The sequence below is a fragment of the Sphingomonas sp. BL-S-30 genome (assembly GCF_055521475.1).
This window is the reverse complement of sequence record NZ_CM145481.1, coordinates 1,856,083-1,871,560: the sequence shown is the minus strand read 5'-3', so window position 1 is coordinate 1,871,560 and position 15,478 is coordinate 1,856,083. Positions and strand designations below refer to the sequence as shown.

Below are 15,478 nucleotides of genomic sequence, written 5' to 3'. Positions count from 1 at the left end.
TGTCGGGGTTTCACAGCATGACTCTCACGCTCGCCGGCCTGGTTCTGGTCGCCGTCATTTTCTATTTCATGACCAGCATCAAGGTCGTCCGCCAGGGCTATCAATACACCATCGAACATTTCGGCCGCTTCACCACCGTCGCGCGGCCCGGCCTCAACTTCTATCCGGCCTTTTTCTACCGGGTCGGCCGGCGCGTGAACATGATGGAGCAGGTGCTCGACATTCCGGGCCAGGAGATCATCACCAAGGACAACGCGATGGTCGCGGTCGACGGCGTCGTGTTCTTCCAGGTGCTCGACGCTGCCAAGGCCGCCTATGAGGTCAGCGATCTCTATCTCGCGATCATGCAGCTCTCGACCACCAATCTGCGCACGGTGATGGGTTCGATGGACCTGGACGAAACGCTGTCGAAGCGCGACGAGATCAACACGAGGCTGCTCCAGGTGGTCGATCAGGCGACCGAGGCATGGGGCGTGAAGATCACCCGCGTCGAGCTGAAGGACATCCGGCCGCCCGCCGATATCGTCAACGCCATGACTCGCCAGATGAAGGCCGAGCGCGAGAAGCGTGCGACCATCCTCGAATCCGAAGCGGCACGGCAGAACGAGATCAACCGCGCCGAAGGCCTGAAACAGGCGCAGATCCTCGAGGCCGAGGGGCGCAAGGAAGCCGCCTTCCGCGACGCCGAGGCGCGCGAACGCTCGGCCGAGGCCGAAGCGACCGCGACCAAGATGGTGTCCGACGCGATCGAGGCCGGCAGCAGCCAGTCGCTCAACTATTTCATCGCGCAGAAATATGTCGAGGCGGTGGGCAAGTTCGCTACCTCGCCCAATGCCAAGACGATCCTGTTCCCGGTCGAGGCGACTCAGCTGATCGGCACGCTCGGCGGCATCGGCGAGCTCGCGCGGGATGCCTTTGCCGACCGCGCGTCACCGCCCGCACCGCGTCCGCCGGCACGCCCGCGCGGTCCGTTCGAAGGAGGCCCGCAATGATCTTTCTCGGCTTCGTCTGGAGTCATGGCGCGCTCTGGCTCGCCGCCGCGCTGGCGCTGGCCATCGCGGAGTTGATCGCGCCGGGTTTCTTCATGATCTTTCTCGCGGCCGGCGCGGCGCTGACCGGCTTTGCATTGCTCGCGCTGCCGGGATTGCCGCTGCTGGTGCAGGCGGTGCTGTTCGCCCTGTTCACCACCGCGGCGGTCGGGCTGGGCCGGCGCTGGTACCACCAGAGCGAAGTCGCGACCGAAGATCCACTGCTCAACGACCGCACCTCTCGCCTGATCGGGACGACGGCCGAAGTGTGCGACGCCATCGCCGGCGGCGAAGGCCGCGTGAAGGTGGGCGACGGCGCCTGGAAGGCCCGTGGTCCTGACGCGGCCGCGGGCGCGCTGGTCCGGATCGTCGGGGCGACGGGCAGTGTTCTACTGGTGGAGCCTGCCTGACGATTTGGGCTTGATTCAAACACGGCGGAGATTGTCGCATGAGGCGCTGGACCGGATGCGTTGCGACGGTCCTGCTCTTTCTTATCGTTGGTCCGGACGCTCCCTGGGTTCCGGCTCCTCACCCCACGCATCGCCTCGGACGTGTTCAAGGGTCCACCGTGCCGCGTACAACGGGTTTTCGCACTTGTGGGGTTTTCGCACTCGTGGACCGGTGGATGCCGGAACAAGCCCGGCATGAGGGACGTAATCGATGCGCTCACCCGTTTGGAGCAGCCTCCATTCCCTGATCCATCCGAAAATTCCCTGTTATGCCGTGCAAAATTCCCTGTTATCCAATAACAGGGAATTCTGGAGCAAGGTTCTGATATACAGACATAAAATCTGCTCAAACATGCCGGAAAACGGGCAAAAAAAAGAAATTCCCTGTTAATCGCCCATAACAGGGAATTTCCGGCTCGCGCCTGACCCTCAGCTCTTGCCGAACAGGCCCTTGGCGAAGCCGGCAATCTCGTTCATCGGATTGCCGTCACCGTCCTGGTCGATCATCCCGCCGACCTTTCCGAGCATGCCCGAGCCTTCCAGCAAGCCGGCGAACTTCCCCAACGCGCCTTCGCCGCCGATATGGCCGATGATCTGCTGCAGCGTGTCCTCCGGCAGGCCGGTGGACGCGGCCGCCGTCGCGACCGTATCGGTGGGTGCCGTATGCGCCTGGCCGAGCGCGGTCACCGCGCTCTCGACCTGTTCGGGGGTCAGCCCGACCTTGGCCGCGAGGTTCTTGATGTCGACATTCTGGGCCACTTGTCCCAGCAGTCCGTCGAGCAGTCCCATGATGCGTTCCTAAGGCCATTTGATGTTCGGCCAGTGTATCACGGTACCGGAAGCAGCGCGAGGTCGGGTGCCGCGAATTTGCGCCGGGCCGCCACGGAAAACAGCCGGTTGCGGCTGTAGAAGCCAAGCGGCCAGTCGCGCGTGCCCATCGGACTCGCGAGCAAGGCATTGACGGCGTCGACAAGAGGTTCGTTCGCATCACGGCCGACAAGGTGCAGGCGAATGCCCGCCACGAACACATGCGTGATCGTATCGTGATAGCCTTGGGTGTCGTCATTCACGCCGCCAACGCTCTCATTGTAGCGCGCGATGATCTCGCCGATCCGCGCATCGACATCCACATCGGGGCGATCGCGGATCAGCCAGAGCGTGGCCGCGAGATGCGCCTCGTGAGTCCATTCGGCGCGCGGCAAGGTGCACGCGAGCAATCCTTCCCCGATCCGGCGGATCGAGGCGTCGTCAGCAAAGGGTCGGTACGGAAGGTCGGTCATCGATCGGGCTTTCTCTGGCCCGATCGATGACCGGGTCGGTTACGCGGCTTCTGCGGTCCTGGGAGCGGCCTGGCGCACCCCCTCGTCCACATCGTCCGCGAATTGCGCGAAATTATCGACGAACAGGTCGACCAGTCTGGCCGCCGTCGCGTCATATTCGTCCTTGTCCGGCCAGGTTTCGCGCGGATCGAGGATCGCGGTATCGACGCCCGCGACGCTGACCGGGACCCGGAAGCCGAAATTGGGATCGGTACGGAATTCGGCGTTGTTCAGGCTGCCGTCCAGCGCGGCGTTGAGCAGGGCGCGGGTCGCCTTGATCGGCATGCGCCGGCCGATGCCGTATTTGCCGCCGGTCCAGCCGGTATTGACCAGCCAGCAATCCACGCCGCCCTTGGCGATCCGCTCCTTGAGCAGATTGCCATAGACCGACGGGTGCCGCGCCATGAACGGCGCGCCGAAGCAGGTCGAGAAGGTCGCATCGGGCTCGGTCACGCCGATCTCGGTGCCGGCGACGCGCGCCGTGTAGCCCGAGAGGAAGTGATACATGGCCTGTTCCGGCGTCAGCTTCGAGATCGGCGGCAGGATACCATAGGCGTCCGCCGTCAGCATCACGATGTTGCGCGGCACCGGCCCCATATTCTCTTCCGAGGCATTGGGGATGAAGTCGATCGGATAGGCGCCGCGGCTGTTCTCGGCGAGGCTGGCGTCGTCGAGGTCGAGCTGGCGCGTGACATTGTCCATCACGACATTTTCGAGGATCGTGCCGAACCGCTTTGTGGTCGCGAAGATTTCCGGCTCGGCATCGGCCGACAGGCGGATCATCTTGGCGTAGCAGCCGCCCTCGAAATTGAACACCGCCGTGTCCGACCAGCCATGCTCGTCGTCGCCGATCAGCGTGCGCGACGCATCGGCCGACAGCGTGGTCTTGCCGGTGCCGGACAGGCCGAAGAACACCGCGGTGTCCCCCTTTGGCCCGATGTTGGCCGAGCAATGCATCGGCATCACGCCGGTCGGCGGCAGCAGATAGTTGAGCAGGCTGAACACCGACTTCTTCATCTCACCCGCATAGCGCGTGCCGCCGATCAGGATCAGCTTCTCGGTGAAGCTGACCGCGATCACGGTCTCGCTGCGGCAGCCATGGCGCGCCGGGTCGGCACGGAAGGTCGGCAGGTCGATGATGGTGTATTCGGCCTCGAAGCCGCGCAGCTCGCTCTCTTCCGGGCGCACCAGCATGGTGCGGATGAAGCTGTTGTGCCAGGCAAGCTCGTTGACGATGCGCACGCGGACGCGGTGTTCCGGCTGCGATCCGCCGAACAGATCCTGGATGAACAGGTCTTCCTTTTCCTTCAGGGCGGCAATGAAGTCGGCCTTGAGCGCCGCGAAATGCTCCGGCGTCATCGACTTGTTGCTCTTGCCCCACCAGACGGTGCTCTCGGTCTCGGCGTCGCGGACGATGAACTTGTCCTGGGCCGACCGGCCGGTGTGCTGGCCGGTCTCGACGACCAGCGGGCCCTCGGCGGACAGCTTGCCCTCGCCGCGCGCGACGGCGGCCTCGATCAGGCGGGCCGTGACCAGATTCCAGTGCAGGGTAGCGCGTGTTTCAATGCCCTGCGCTTCGAGGCCTGCATCGGGAATACGATCGCTCACGGTCCTTGATCTCCTGTTTCGGGCGTGCGGTCGACACCGCTGGAATACTATCGTGACACGAGTCGCGCATATCGCCAGGAACGGGCAATTGTCCAGTCGAGACAATCGGACTGGGTAACCATATTTCGCATTGAGTTGAGCCCTGGGTCAGTTTGGACTAGTCCACCCGCAACAGCACAAGGGTTGCACCGCCGATGACGGCTTCGATCGCGCTCGTCGACGACGACCGCAACATCCTCACCTCCGTATCGATCGCGCTCCAGGCCGAAGGATTCGTCACCCGGGTCTATTCCGATGGAGAAACGGCACTGAAGGCGCTGATCGAGAATCCGCCGGACCTCGCCATCTTCGACATCAAGATGCCGCGCATGGACGGGCTCGAGCTGCTCCGGCGGCTGCGCGAGAAGAGCACCACCCCGGTGATCTTCCTGACATCCAAGGATGACGAGCTGGACGAGGCGCTCGGCCTGGCGATGGGCGCCGACGACTATATCTCCAAGCCCTTCTCGCATCGGCTGCTGATCGCCCGGATCCGCGCGATCCTGCGCCGGTCGGAGCTGGCCGTGGCGGGCACCACGGGCGAGGAGGAGAATCCGGGCGGCACGCTGGTCCGCGGACGGCTGTCGATGGACACGGCCAGGCACAGGGTGACCTGGAACGACGCCGGCGTGACCCTGACCGTCACTGAATTCCTGATCCTGGAAACGCTGGCGCAGCGACCGGGCATCGTGAAGACCCGCAATCAGCTGATGGATGCCGCCTATCACGACGACATCTATGTCGACGACCGCACGATCGACAGCCACATCAAACGCGTGCGCCGCAAGTTCCGGCAGATCGACCCCGAGTTCGATGCCATAGAGACCTTATATGGCGCGGGTTACCGATTCTCCGAGGAATGACGATCGCGAGCTGACGCTTCGCTGGTCAGGGCAGGTATCGCTCACGCCGCGCATCCTCGCGGTCAACATCATCGCGCTGGCGATGCTGGCCGGCGGCTTTTTCTACCTCGACAGTTATCGCAGCCGGATCGTCGACAACCGCGTGGCGCAGGCGAGCCGCGAGGCGCGGTTGATCGCCGAGGCGATGGGCGCGGTCACGCCGGATCGCCACAATATCCTCGCCCTGCGGCTGGCGCGCGACACCGGCGCGCGCATCCGGGTTTATGACAACCTGGGCAAGCTGGTCACCGACACGCGCGCGCTCGGCCTTCGCAACGTCGTGCTTCAGGATCCCGACAAGGAGGATTGGCAGCAGGACACGGCACGCTTCCTCGACGCGGTGATCGACACCGTGGTCGGCGCGCCTCGGGCGCCCCTGTACCGCGAGCGCGCCGAGGGCCTGGAATGGCCCGATGTCCATACCGCGCGCAGCACCGAGAGCGCGCCGGCGACAGTATGGCGCGCACCCGATCGGACGCCGGTGATCACGGCGGCGGCGGCCCTGCCAACCGGCGGCGTGGTGATGACCACGGTCAACGCCCGGGATATCACCCAGACGGTGCGGGTCGAACGCTTTCGGCTGGGCGTCGTGCTGGCGATCGTCTCGGCGATCTCGATCCTGCTCTCGCTGTTCCTCGCCCGGACGATCGTGCGCCCGTTGCGGCGTCTCGCACGCGCCGCGGTGCGAGTGCGGCTGGGGCGCGCGCGCGAAGTCGTGGTGCCCCGCCTGCCCTCGCGCCGCGACGAGCTGGGCATGCTGGCCCGCGCTTTGTCGGACATGAGCCTCGCGCTGCGGGCGCGAATCGACGCGACCGAGGCCTTTGCCGCGGACGTGACGCACGAAATGAAGAACCCCCTCGCCTCGCTGCGGTCGGCAGTCGAAGGGCTCAATTCGGTCAAGGACCCGGAGCTGCAGGAGCGGCTGCTGGCGATCGTGCGCGACGATGTGCACCGGCTCGACCGGCTGATCACCGACATTTCGGAGGCCTCGCGCCTCGACGCGCAGCTCAGCCGCGCCAAGTTCGAGGATGTCGATATCGGCGCGATGATCGCCGCCCTGCTCGATCAGCGCGCCGAACGCGGCGTCGAGCGCTACATCCAGATCCGCTTCGACCAGCGCAAGGGCGAGACGCTGATCGCGATGGGCGAAGGCGGCAGGCTCGAGCGCGTGTTCGAGAACCTGATCGAGAACGCCGTGTCCTTCTCGCCCGATGGCGGCCTGATCGTAGTGTCGGCAGCGCGGGACGGCGACGAGCTGGTCGTGCGGGTCGAGGACGAAGGCCCCGGCGTACCCGAGGAAGCACGCGAGCAGGTGTTCAGCCGCTTCCAGTCGCTCCGCCCCGATGGCGAAGAGTTCGGCAAGCATAGCGGGCTGGGCCTCGCCATCGCCCGGACCATTGTCGAAGGCCATCAGGGCGCGATCTCGGTCGAATCGCGCGAAGACCGCCTGGGCGGGGCGCGTTTCGTCGTGCGCCTTCCTATATCGGACAGAAGATGAGCGAGACGATCCATGCCTCGACCGTGGCGATCGGCGGCTATGCGGTGCTGATCGAAGGACCGTCGGGCGCCGGCAAGTCCGACCTGGCCCTGCGCCTGATCGATCGCGGCGCGGTGTTGGTGAGCGACGATTATACGATATTGGCCAGGGCGGACGACCGGTTGCTCGCCAGCGCACCCGCGACGATTGCCGGACGGATGGAAATCCGCGGCGTGGGAATCATCTCCGTTACCCATGTTGAGCCTGTGCCGGTGGCGCTGCTGATCCGGCTCGGCGCGCAAGTCGAACGCCTGCCGGAACCCGCGCCGCGCTGGTTCGAGGGCGTACTGGTACCGGCGATCGCCCTCGATCCGCGCGAGGCTTCGGCGCCGATCAAGGTGGAACTTGCCTTGAAGCACCTGCTAGAGCGCGCGCCATGAAGCGCGACCCCAAGGATATATTGCTCGTCACCGGCATGTCGGGCGCGGGCAAGTCGACCGTGCTGCGGACGCTCGAGGATCTGGGCTGGGAGGTGGTGGACAATCTGCCGCTGCTCCTGCTCGACCGGCTGCTTGGCGCCCCTTTGCCCGAAGGGGCCGAGCGGTCCTCGCAGCCGCTCGCCCTCGGTATCGGTGCCCGCACCCGCGATTTCGACCCCGATCGGATCGTGAAGCGGATCAAGAAGCTCCGCGAGGAACACGGCCATGACATCGGCACCCTGTTCCTCGATTGCTCTGGTGGCGAGCTCGAGCGGCGCTATTCGGAGACGCGCCGGCGCCATCCGCTCGCGCTCGATCGCCCCGCCTCGGACGGCATCGCGCGCGAGCGCGAGTTGCTCGCGCCGCTGCGGCGCTGGGCCAACCGGCTGATCGATACCACCAACCTCACCGGCAATGAGCTGGCGCAGCAGGTGCGATCGACCTTTTCAGGCGAGGGACTTGGCGAGCCGACGCTGTCGGTGATGTCGTTCGGCTATGCCCGCGGGCTGCCGCGCAACGCCGATCTGGTGTTCGACATGCGCTTCCTGCGCAATCCCCACTGGGTACCGGAGCTTCGTCCCGGAACGGGTCTGGACAAGGATGTCAGCGCTTATGTCGCGGCCGATCCGGCCTATGATATGGCGATGACGCAGATCGAGTCGCTGCTGCTGTTCCTGCTCCCGCGTTACCGGGCCGAGGGGAAATCCTATGTCACCATGGCCTTTGGCTGCACCGGCGGGCGGCACCGTTCCGTGCATGTGGCGGAGCGAGTGGCCGCAAGGTTGCGCGACGAAGGATTTTCGCCCACGGTCGCGCACCGCGATCTTGCTGCAGCGCCGCAAGACTCGCTTGAGGGTGCGGCAGAAAATGCCCAAGGGGACGGTCTTTCAGTGAGTGAAACTGCAATGAAAGAGTCGGGGCAATGATAGGCCTGGTTCTGGTGACGCACGGACGCCTCGCCGAGGAATTCGTGACCGCGATGGAGCATGTCGTCGGCAAGCAGGAACGTATCGCGACGATCGCGATCGGCCCTGACGACGATATGGAGGCGCGCCGCGCCGACATCGCCAAGGCGATCGCCGCGGTCGACAGCGGGCGCGGCGTGATCGTGCTGACCGACCTGTTCGGCGGCACGCCCTCCAATCTTGCCATCTCGCTGATGGAGCGCGGCCGTATCGAGGTCATCGCGGGCATCAATCTGCCGATGCTGATCCGGCTCGAATCGGCCCGCAAGGCAATGAAAGTGGTCGATGCCGTCGCGGCAGCGCGCGAGGCCGGGCGTAAATATATCTCGGTAGCCTCCGAGGTTCTTGGCGAGGCGGCTGCCTGATGCCGGTCAGTCGCACGGTCCTGATCACCAACAAGCGGGGGCTCCACGCCAGGGCAAGCGCCAAGTTCGTCACCCTCGCCTCGACTCAACCCGTCGAAGTCGCGGTGGAGAAGGATGGCGCCGGCAGCGTGACCGGCACCTCGATCATGGGCCTGATGATGCTCGGCGCGGCGATGGGCGATTCGATCGTCATCAGCGCCGAGGGCGACGGTGCCGAACAGGCCGTCGGCGCGCTGTGCCAGCTGGTCGAGGCCAAGTTCGGGGAGGAGTGAGCCTCCCATGCCCCGCGAGATCACCGCTTATTCCAACCCGCTCATCAAGCGCGTGCGCGCGCTTCGCGAGAAGCGGCACCGGCGCGAGGAAGGCCTGTTCCTCGCCGAGGGCCTGCGCATCCTCACCGAAGCGCGCGAGAGCGGCCGCCTGCCCCAATATCTGTTCTTCGCCCGCGACAGCGCCAACCACGCCCTCGTCCGCGCGCTGATCGCCGATGTCGAGGCGGCCGGCGGCGAAGCGATCGAGACGGTGCCCGACATCCTCTCCAAGCTGTCCGGCAAGGACAACCCGCAGGCCGTGGTCGGCGTCTTCGCTGAATTCGCCACCAGCCTTGAAAAGCTGGACCGCTCGAGCGCGACGATCTGGCTGGTCGCCGAGCGGCTGCGCGATCCCGGCAATCTCGGCACGATCCTGCGCACCGGCGATGCCGTCGGCGCGGGCGGGCTGATCCTGATCGGCGAGTGCGTCGATCCCTTCTCGGTGGAGGCAGTACGCGCGAGCATGGGGGCCCTGTTCACCGTGCCGATCGTCCAGGCCGGCTGGGCCGACTTCGTCCCCTGGCTCCGCGCCGGCCTGGGGCAGCTGGTCGGGCTGAGCCTCGACACCGAGCACGACTATCGCGCCGCCGCCTACACCGCCCCCACCTTCCTGCTGACCGGCAACGAAGCGCAGGGCATGCCGGCCGATTACGCCGCCGAATGCGACCTGCTGGTGAAAATCCCGATGCTCGGCAAGGCAGACAGCCTCAATGCTGCTGTCGCGACGGCGGTTATGGCCTATGAAGTACTCGCACAGACAAAGCCTTCGCGCGGCTGAACGGGTGCGTAACGACCGGTTCAGCCTGGCTTGCCTATCCGGCGGCCGAGGAGACCCGAGATGAAGTTCGCGCTTGCCCTGATCCCCGCCCTGCTGATTGCAGACGCCGCCGCCGCGCAGCCGCGCGAGGTGCCTTACAAGGCCGTCGGGACCGAACCAGGATGGGCACTGACCATCGAGAAGGGCCTGATCCGCTATGTCGGCGACTATGGACGCACTCGTGTGACGACCGCCGCGCCCGTGCCCCGGCCGAGCTTCAACGGCCTGCGCTATGTCACGCCGCGGATCACGATCGACGTCACGCGCGCGCGGTGCAGCGACGGGATGAGCGACCGCGACTATCCCGACAGCGTGACCGTGACGGTCGGTCGCAAAACCGTGCGCGGTTGTGGCGGTGATCCGATCGTCAGCGCACCCCACGCCCTGGTGATCGAGGGCAATTGGGAGATCCAGGCGATCGAGGGCCGCATGGTCCGCGGCCCCCGCGCGGCGACGATTTCCTTTTCCGGCAATACGATCAGCGGCAACAGCGGGTGCAACAGCTTCCGCGGCTCATTCCGTTTCGAGCGCGGCTATCTGGTCACCGGCCCGCTGATGTCCACCAAGATGGCGTGCATGGGCCCGGCGATGGTGCAGGAACAGGCGATCATGTACCTGCTCGGCCAGCGGTTGAGCGTGATCAGCAATCGCGACGGCAAGCTGGTACTGAGCGCCACTGGTTTGCGCACTCTGGTGCTGGTGAAAGCTGGGCCGCGCATCCACTAACCCTGGCGCCGCACATATCGCCGGAACCTCGAACCTTGCCCTATCGTTGAGCCCTGCAATAATTGCAGAGGGGGGCTCGATGACCGCGCGAAAGATAGTGGATCCGGCCGACCAGAACGGGCCGCTGAACCGGCGCGGGCGCGCCTGATGGGCCTCCCGTCGAACTAGGGTTCGGACGTCTTCATCGGCGCCAGTGAAATGGCGTCGCTGATGCGCGCCAAGGATTGGTCGCAAACCTCGCTCGGGCCGGTCGCCCACTGGCCCGAGGCGTTGCGCGTCGCCGTCCGCATTCTGCTTACCAGCAAGTTCGACATGTGGATCGGCTGGGGTCCCGACGTCGCCTTCCTTTATAATGACGCTTATCGCCCCACGCTCGGCCTGAAGCATCCGCGCGGCCTGGCGACGCCGACCTCGGTTCTATGGTCGGAAATATGGTCGGATGTCGGGCCGTTGATCCAATCGGTCTATGAAACCGGCGAGGCCACCTGGAGCCAGGCGCTGCTGCTGTTGCTCGAACGCAGCGGTTATAGCGAGGAGACCTATCACACCTTCTCCTACAGCCCGATCTTCGACGATAGCGGCGCCGTGGGCGGCCTGCTGTGCGCCGTGGTCGAGGAAACCGATCGCATCATCACCGCCCGCCGGCTCGAAACGCTTCGGGCGCTTGCGTCGGACCTGACCGGGATGGACACGATATCGGCGGTAACCAGCGCCACCAGTGCGCGCCTGGCCGGCAACCCGCACGATCTCCCCTTCACGCTCCTCTATCTGTTCGAGGACGACGTCGCGCGGTTGATCGAGCAGACCGGCTTCGGCGCACCGCACGCCGCGGCCCCCACCAGGATCCGGCTCGACGAAATCTCGCCCTGGCCACTTGCCGGGGGCCAGGCGATCGTGTCGCTGGCCGACAGCGAGGCACTCCCGCGCGGCGCCTGGAACAAGCCGCCCGAGCACGCAGTGGTGCTTCCGTTACAACGTAGCGGCAGTGAGTTTCCGGTCGGCGCCCTGGTAGTCGGGCTCAACCCACATCGCCGCGCGGATGCCGACTATCTCGGGTATCTCGACCTTCTCGCCGGTCAGATCTCGTCCGCGCTGGCCAGTGCCGAGGCTTATGAAAGCGAGCGTAGTCGTGCCGCCGCTCTTGCCGAAGCCGGCCGACTCCGCGAGGCCGCGGCGGAGGCGTTGCGGCAGGTCAATGCACGCCTTGCCTCGGAGGTCGAGGCCCGCACGCACGAACGTGACCGCCTTCGCGCCCTGTTCCAGCGCGCGCCCGGCTTCATGTGCGTGCTGCGTGGCCCCGACCATGTGTTCGAGTTCATGAACGAAGCCTATCTCCAGCTGATCGGCCACCGCCATGTGCTCGACATGCCGGTGCGCGAGGCGCTGCCGGAGATCGGCGGCCAGGGTTTCTTCGACCTGCTCGACCAGGTCTATCGTACGGGCCAGCCTTTTGTCGGGCAGAACATGGCGGTCGACCTGCAGCGGGAGCCGGGCAGTCCACTGGAGAAACGTTTCCTCAATCTCGTCTACCAACCGATCGTCGAAGGCGACGGGACGATCACCGGCATTTTCGCCGAGGGTCATGACGTCACCGATCAGGTCCGCAGCGAAGAAGCCCTGCGCGCGCTCAACGCCGATCTCGAACGTCAGGTGATCGAGCGTACCCAGGCACGCGGCATGACCTGGCATCTCAGTCCCGATCTTCTCGGTGCACTGAATTCACAGGGTTATTTCGAAACGTCGAACCCGGCGTGGAAGAGCCTGCTCGGCTGGAGCGAGGAGGAGGTCGCAGGCATGTCGATCTTCGAAATGCTTCATCCTGACGATGTCGAACGCACGCGTGGCGGCTTCCAGCTGACTCAGCAGGGCGAGCCGGCGATCCGCTTTCCCAACCGCTATCGCTGCAAGGACGGCGGCTATCGCTGGATTTCCTGGGTCGGCATCCCCGAAGACGGCATGGTCTATTGTAGCGGGCGTGACATCACCGAGGAAAAAGCCGCCGAGGCCGAGCGCGACCGGTTATGGACGCTGTCGGAGGACATGCTGGCACGTGCCGACTATCAGGGCGGCATGGTGGCGGTGAACCCCGCCTGGACCAAGGTACTGGGCTGGTCCGAGCAGGAGCTGCTGACCAACCCCTATGCCGATATCATCCACCCCGACAATGTGCCGGCCGTGACCAGCGCGCTGGAGGAAATGGGCCGGACGGGGCAGCCGACCCGGTTCGAGAACCGCATCCTGTCGGCCGACGGCGAGTGGATTCCGATCGGCTGGACGGTGTCGCCGGAGCCGGACGGCGTCCATTTCATCGCCGTTGGACGCGACCTGAGCGAGGACAAGGCTCGCGAACGCGAACTGCAACTGGCGCAGGAGGCCCTTCGCCAATCGCAGAAGATGGAGGCAGTGGGTCAGCTCACCGGCGGTATCGCCCATGATTTCAACAATTTGCTCGCTGGTATTGGCGGCAATCTCGAACTGCTCGAGTTGCGCATCGGCCAGGGTCGGTTGGCCGGACTGGAACGGTATATCGGTGGCGCACAGGACGCGACCCGTCGCGCCGCGTCGCTGACTCAGCGCCTCCTCGCTTTCTCCCGCCGCCAGACTCTCGACCCCCGGCCTACTGACGTCAATCGCCTGATCGCCGGTCTCGAGGACCTGATCCGCCGTACCGTCGGCCCCAGCGTCGACGTGGAAGTCGTCGGCGCGGGCGGACTATGGCTGACCCGGGTCGATACCTCCCAGCTCGAGAACGCGCTGCTCAATCTGGCGATCAACGCGCGCGACGCGATGGCGGGCCATGGGCGCATCACGATCGAGACCGCCAACAAATGGCTCGACGATCGCGCCGCGCGTGATCGGGAATTGCCGCGCGGCCAATATGTATCGCTGTGCGTGACCGATACCGGATCCGGCATGACACCGGATATCGTGGCCAAGGCGTTCGACCCGTTCTTCACGACCAAGCCGATCGGCCAGGGGACGGGGCTCGGCCTGTCGATGATCCACGGCTTCGTCCGCCAGTCGGGCGGACAGGTGCGAATCTACTCGGAGCCGGGCAAGGGTACGACGATGTGCCTGTATTTCCCGCGTTTCACCGGGGAACTCGGCGCAGGCGACGAAGGCGAGCAGGAATTTGCAGACCAGGGTCATGGCGAAACCGTGCTGGTGATCGACGACGAGGCGATCGTGCGACAGCTCGCGGTCGAGACCCTCGAGGACGCCGGCTATGCCGTCATGGAGGCCGTGGACGGGCCCGCGGGGCTGAAAATCATCCAGTCCGCCGCGCGCATCGACCTGCTGGTCACCGATGTCGGGCTGCCCGGCGGGTTGAACGGCCGCCAGGTCGCGGACGCGGCGCGCATCACGCGGCCGGACCTGAAAATTCTCTTCATCACCGGCTATGCCGAGAATGCGGCCGTCGGAAACGGCCTGCTCGACCCGGGCATGGAAGTGATCACCAAGCCCTTCACTGTCGTCGCGCTGGGCAACAAGGTGCGGGAGATGCTCGACCGGTAGATGCTGCCTCGATTGGTTACTCCGCGGCTTCGTTCAGCGAACCATCGATCAGGATCGGCGTGTCGCCATAGCGCGCCAGTGCTTCGACCGGTTCGACACCTTCGATCTCACGCGCGCCGGGCTCGATATTGAGGTCGCGCAGCTTGCGGGCGGTCACCAGAGTCCGGCTTTCGAAGCTGCTGACGAAAACATTGTAGTTGTTCACCGCTGACGTCAGTCCGCCACCCACCTTGCGCAGATCGCCCGCTGCCTTGGCCAGCCGATCATACAGTTCCTTGCCCAGTTCGCCGATCTGGCGCGCTTCCTTGGCGAGTCGTTCCTGCCGCCACACGGCGGAGACAGTGCGCGCGATCGCGATCAGGTTGGTCGGTGTGGCCAGCAGCACGCGCTTCTCGAAAGCGAAATCCCACAAGGTCGGATCATGTTCGAGCGCGGCGGAGAGGAAATGCTCGCCCGGCACGAACATGATCACATAATCGGGCGCATCGGCGAACTGGCTCCAATAGGCCTTGTTGCCCAGGCCGTTGACGTGCGCGCGCATCGAGGCGGCGTGCGCCGCCAGGCCGATCGTCCGCTGCGCCTCGTCGACCGAGCCGAACGCGTCCTGATAGGCGTTGAGCGAGACCTTGGCGTCGATCACCAGCGATCGCCCGCCCGGCACCTTGATGATGGCATCCGGGCGAAGCCGCCCACCCTCGTCGCCGCCGGAAATGCTGACTTCAGTCTGGAAATCGGTATGTTCGGATAACCCACAAGTTTCCAACACATTCTTGAGCTGCTGCTCACCCCAGCGGCCGCGCGATTTCGGCGCGTTGCGCAGTGAGTTGACCAGCTTGGCCGCTTCGCTGCTGACCTTCTCCTGCCCGACGCGCAGGCCCTCTAGCTGGCCCTTGAGCTGGTCGAACGCGCCCTTGCGCTCATTCTCCACCTTGGTGACGGTTTCCTCATATTTCAGCAGGCGGTCACTGACGGGCTGGAGCATCGATTTGAGGTTCTGGCCGGCCGTCTCTTCGGATTGCTTGAAGCGAGCCTCGGCGCGCTCGAGGAACTGCCTCTGCGCGTCGTTGAGCAGCTTGGCGGCGGTCTCGTTGAAATGGCCGGTCATCGCCTCGCGCGAGTTCTTGAATTCAGCCAGCCGCGCCTCGAACGCCTCGGCATGAGCGCGAAGCGTGGCGTTCTCGGTACGGAAACCGTCCCGCTCCTCGCGGGTGATGTCGAGCTGGTCGCGAAGCTGCGCCGCCGTGCGAGCCCGTTCTTCCGCCCCCGCCAGGTCGATGATCGCGCGCTTGAACTCCTCGGTACGCGCGTCGAGTTCGGCCCGGATCTCGGCCACGCCGCGCTTGCCCAGCCACCAGCCGATGGCCAACGCCCCCAGGATGGCAAAAACGATAATGACGAGGGTAATCGGGTCCAACTTCTGCTCCTCCGGAACGAAGCGCGAACTTACCGCCCCGGGGCCGCGTTAACAAGTGCCGCG

At 65.4% G+C, this 15,478-nt stretch carries 15 protein-coding genes; 11 read left to right on the top strand and 4 right to left on the bottom strand.

Annotated elements, in window-relative coordinates:
* Window positions 1-17: 17 nt before the first annotated feature.
* Window positions 18-992 (top strand): SPFH domain-containing protein, encoded by a 975-nt coding sequence (locus ACZ1I5_RS08625; protein WP_465173282.1) that lies wholly within the window; start codon window positions 18-20, stop codon window positions 990-992.
* The gene (locus tag ACZ1I5_RS08620) at window positions 989-1,438 is read left to right on the top strand and encodes an NfeD family protein (RefSeq protein WP_465173281.1); all 450 of its coding nucleotides are present in this window, start codon (window positions 989-991) and stop codon (window positions 1,436-1,438) included. Before ACZ1I5_RS08625 ends, ACZ1I5_RS08620 begins: the two co-directional genes overlap by 4 nt.
* 468 nt (window positions 1,439-1,906) lie before the next feature.
* Here ACZ1I5_RS08620 and ACZ1I5_RS08615 read toward each other — a convergent pair whose 3' ends face one another.
* The 3 genes from ACZ1I5_RS08615 to ACZ1I5_RS08605 are packed head-to-tail and all read right to left on the bottom strand — an operon-like array spanning window position 1,907 to window position 4,404.
* Window positions 1,907-2,266 (bottom strand): hypothetical protein, encoded by a 360-nt coding sequence (locus ACZ1I5_RS08615; RefSeq protein ID WP_465173280.1) that lies wholly within the window; start codon window positions 2,264-2,266, stop codon window positions 1,907-1,909.
* 38 nt (window positions 2,267-2,304) lie between these two features.
* On the bottom strand, window positions 2,305-2,757 hold the full coding sequence (locus ACZ1I5_RS08610) for a hypothetical protein (protein WP_465173279.1): 453 nt from the start codon (window positions 2,755-2,757) through the stop codon (window positions 2,305-2,307).
* Between the two features lie 39 nt (window positions 2,758-2,796).
* Window positions 2,797-4,404 (bottom strand): phosphoenolpyruvate carboxykinase, encoded by a 1,608-nt coding sequence (locus ACZ1I5_RS08605; protein WP_465173278.1) that lies wholly within the window; start codon window positions 4,402-4,404, stop codon window positions 2,797-2,799.
* Between the two features lie 194 nt (window positions 4,405-4,598).
* Between ACZ1I5_RS08605 and ACZ1I5_RS08600 the strand changes: the two genes are divergently transcribed.
* The 9 genes from ACZ1I5_RS08600 (at window position 4,599) to ACZ1I5_RS08560 (ending at window position 14,001) form a co-directional block, all read left to right on the top strand.
* Window positions 4,599-5,306, top strand: a complete 708-nt coding sequence (locus tag ACZ1I5_RS08600; RefSeq protein ID WP_465173277.1) for a response regulator transcription factor — start codon at window positions 4,599-4,601, stop codon at window positions 5,304-5,306.
* The gene (locus ACZ1I5_RS08595) at window positions 5,275-6,843 is read left to right on the top strand and encodes a sensor histidine kinase (protein WP_465173276.1); all 1,569 of its coding nucleotides are present in this window, start codon (window positions 5,275-5,277) and stop codon (window positions 6,841-6,843) included. Before ACZ1I5_RS08600 ends, ACZ1I5_RS08595 begins: the two co-directional genes overlap by 32 nt.
* Window positions 6,840-7,262, top strand: a complete 423-nt coding sequence (locus ACZ1I5_RS08590; RefSeq protein ID WP_465173275.1) for an HPr kinase/phosphorylase — start codon at window positions 6,840-6,842, stop codon at window positions 7,260-7,262. Before ACZ1I5_RS08595 ends, ACZ1I5_RS08590 begins: the two co-directional genes overlap by 4 nt.
* Window positions 7,259-8,227, top strand: a complete 969-nt coding sequence (gene rapZ, locus ACZ1I5_RS08585; RefSeq protein WP_465173274.1) for an RNase adapter RapZ — start codon at window positions 7,259-7,261, stop codon at window positions 8,225-8,227. The genes ACZ1I5_RS08590 and rapZ overlap by 4 nt, the downstream gene beginning before the upstream one ends.
* Entirely contained in the window at window positions 8,224-8,631 is a 408-nt protein-coding gene (locus ACZ1I5_RS08580) for a PTS sugar transporter subunit IIA (RefSeq protein ID WP_465173273.1), read from the top strand. Before rapZ ends, ACZ1I5_RS08580 begins: the two co-directional genes overlap by 4 nt.
* Window positions 8,631-8,903 (top strand): HPr family phosphocarrier protein, encoded by a 273-nt coding sequence (locus tag ACZ1I5_RS08575; RefSeq protein ID WP_465173272.1) that lies wholly within the window; start codon window positions 8,631-8,633, stop codon window positions 8,901-8,903. Before ACZ1I5_RS08580 ends, ACZ1I5_RS08575 begins: the two co-directional genes overlap by 1 nt.
* A gap of 7 nt (window positions 8,904-8,910) precedes the next feature.
* Window positions 8,911-9,720 carry a TrmH family RNA methyltransferase gene (locus ACZ1I5_RS08570; protein ID WP_465173271.1) on the top strand — a complete coding sequence of 270 codons (810 nt, stop codon included), beginning with the start codon at window positions 8,911-8,913 and terminating at the stop codon, window positions 9,718-9,720.
* 60 nt (window positions 9,721-9,780) lie between these two features.
* Window positions 9,781-10,485, top strand: coding sequence for an META domain-containing protein (locus ACZ1I5_RS08565; RefSeq protein ID WP_465173270.1), 705 nt, complete (start codon window positions 9,781-9,783; stop codon window positions 10,483-10,485).
* 210 nt (window positions 10,486-10,695) lie between these two features.
* Window positions 10,696-14,001, top strand: coding sequence for a PAS domain S-box protein (locus ACZ1I5_RS08560; RefSeq protein WP_465173269.1), 3,306 nt, complete (start codon window positions 10,696-10,698; stop codon window positions 13,999-14,001).
* Between the two features lie 16 nt (window positions 14,002-14,017).
* Here the strand turns inward: ACZ1I5_RS08560 and ACZ1I5_RS08555 are convergent, their stop codons facing one another.
* Complete coding sequence (locus ACZ1I5_RS08555; RefSeq protein WP_465173268.1) at window positions 14,018-15,415, bottom strand: DNA recombination protein RmuC; 1,398 nt, start codon at window positions 15,413-15,415, stop codon at window positions 14,018-14,020.
* Window positions 15,416-15,478: the final 63 nt, after the last annotated feature.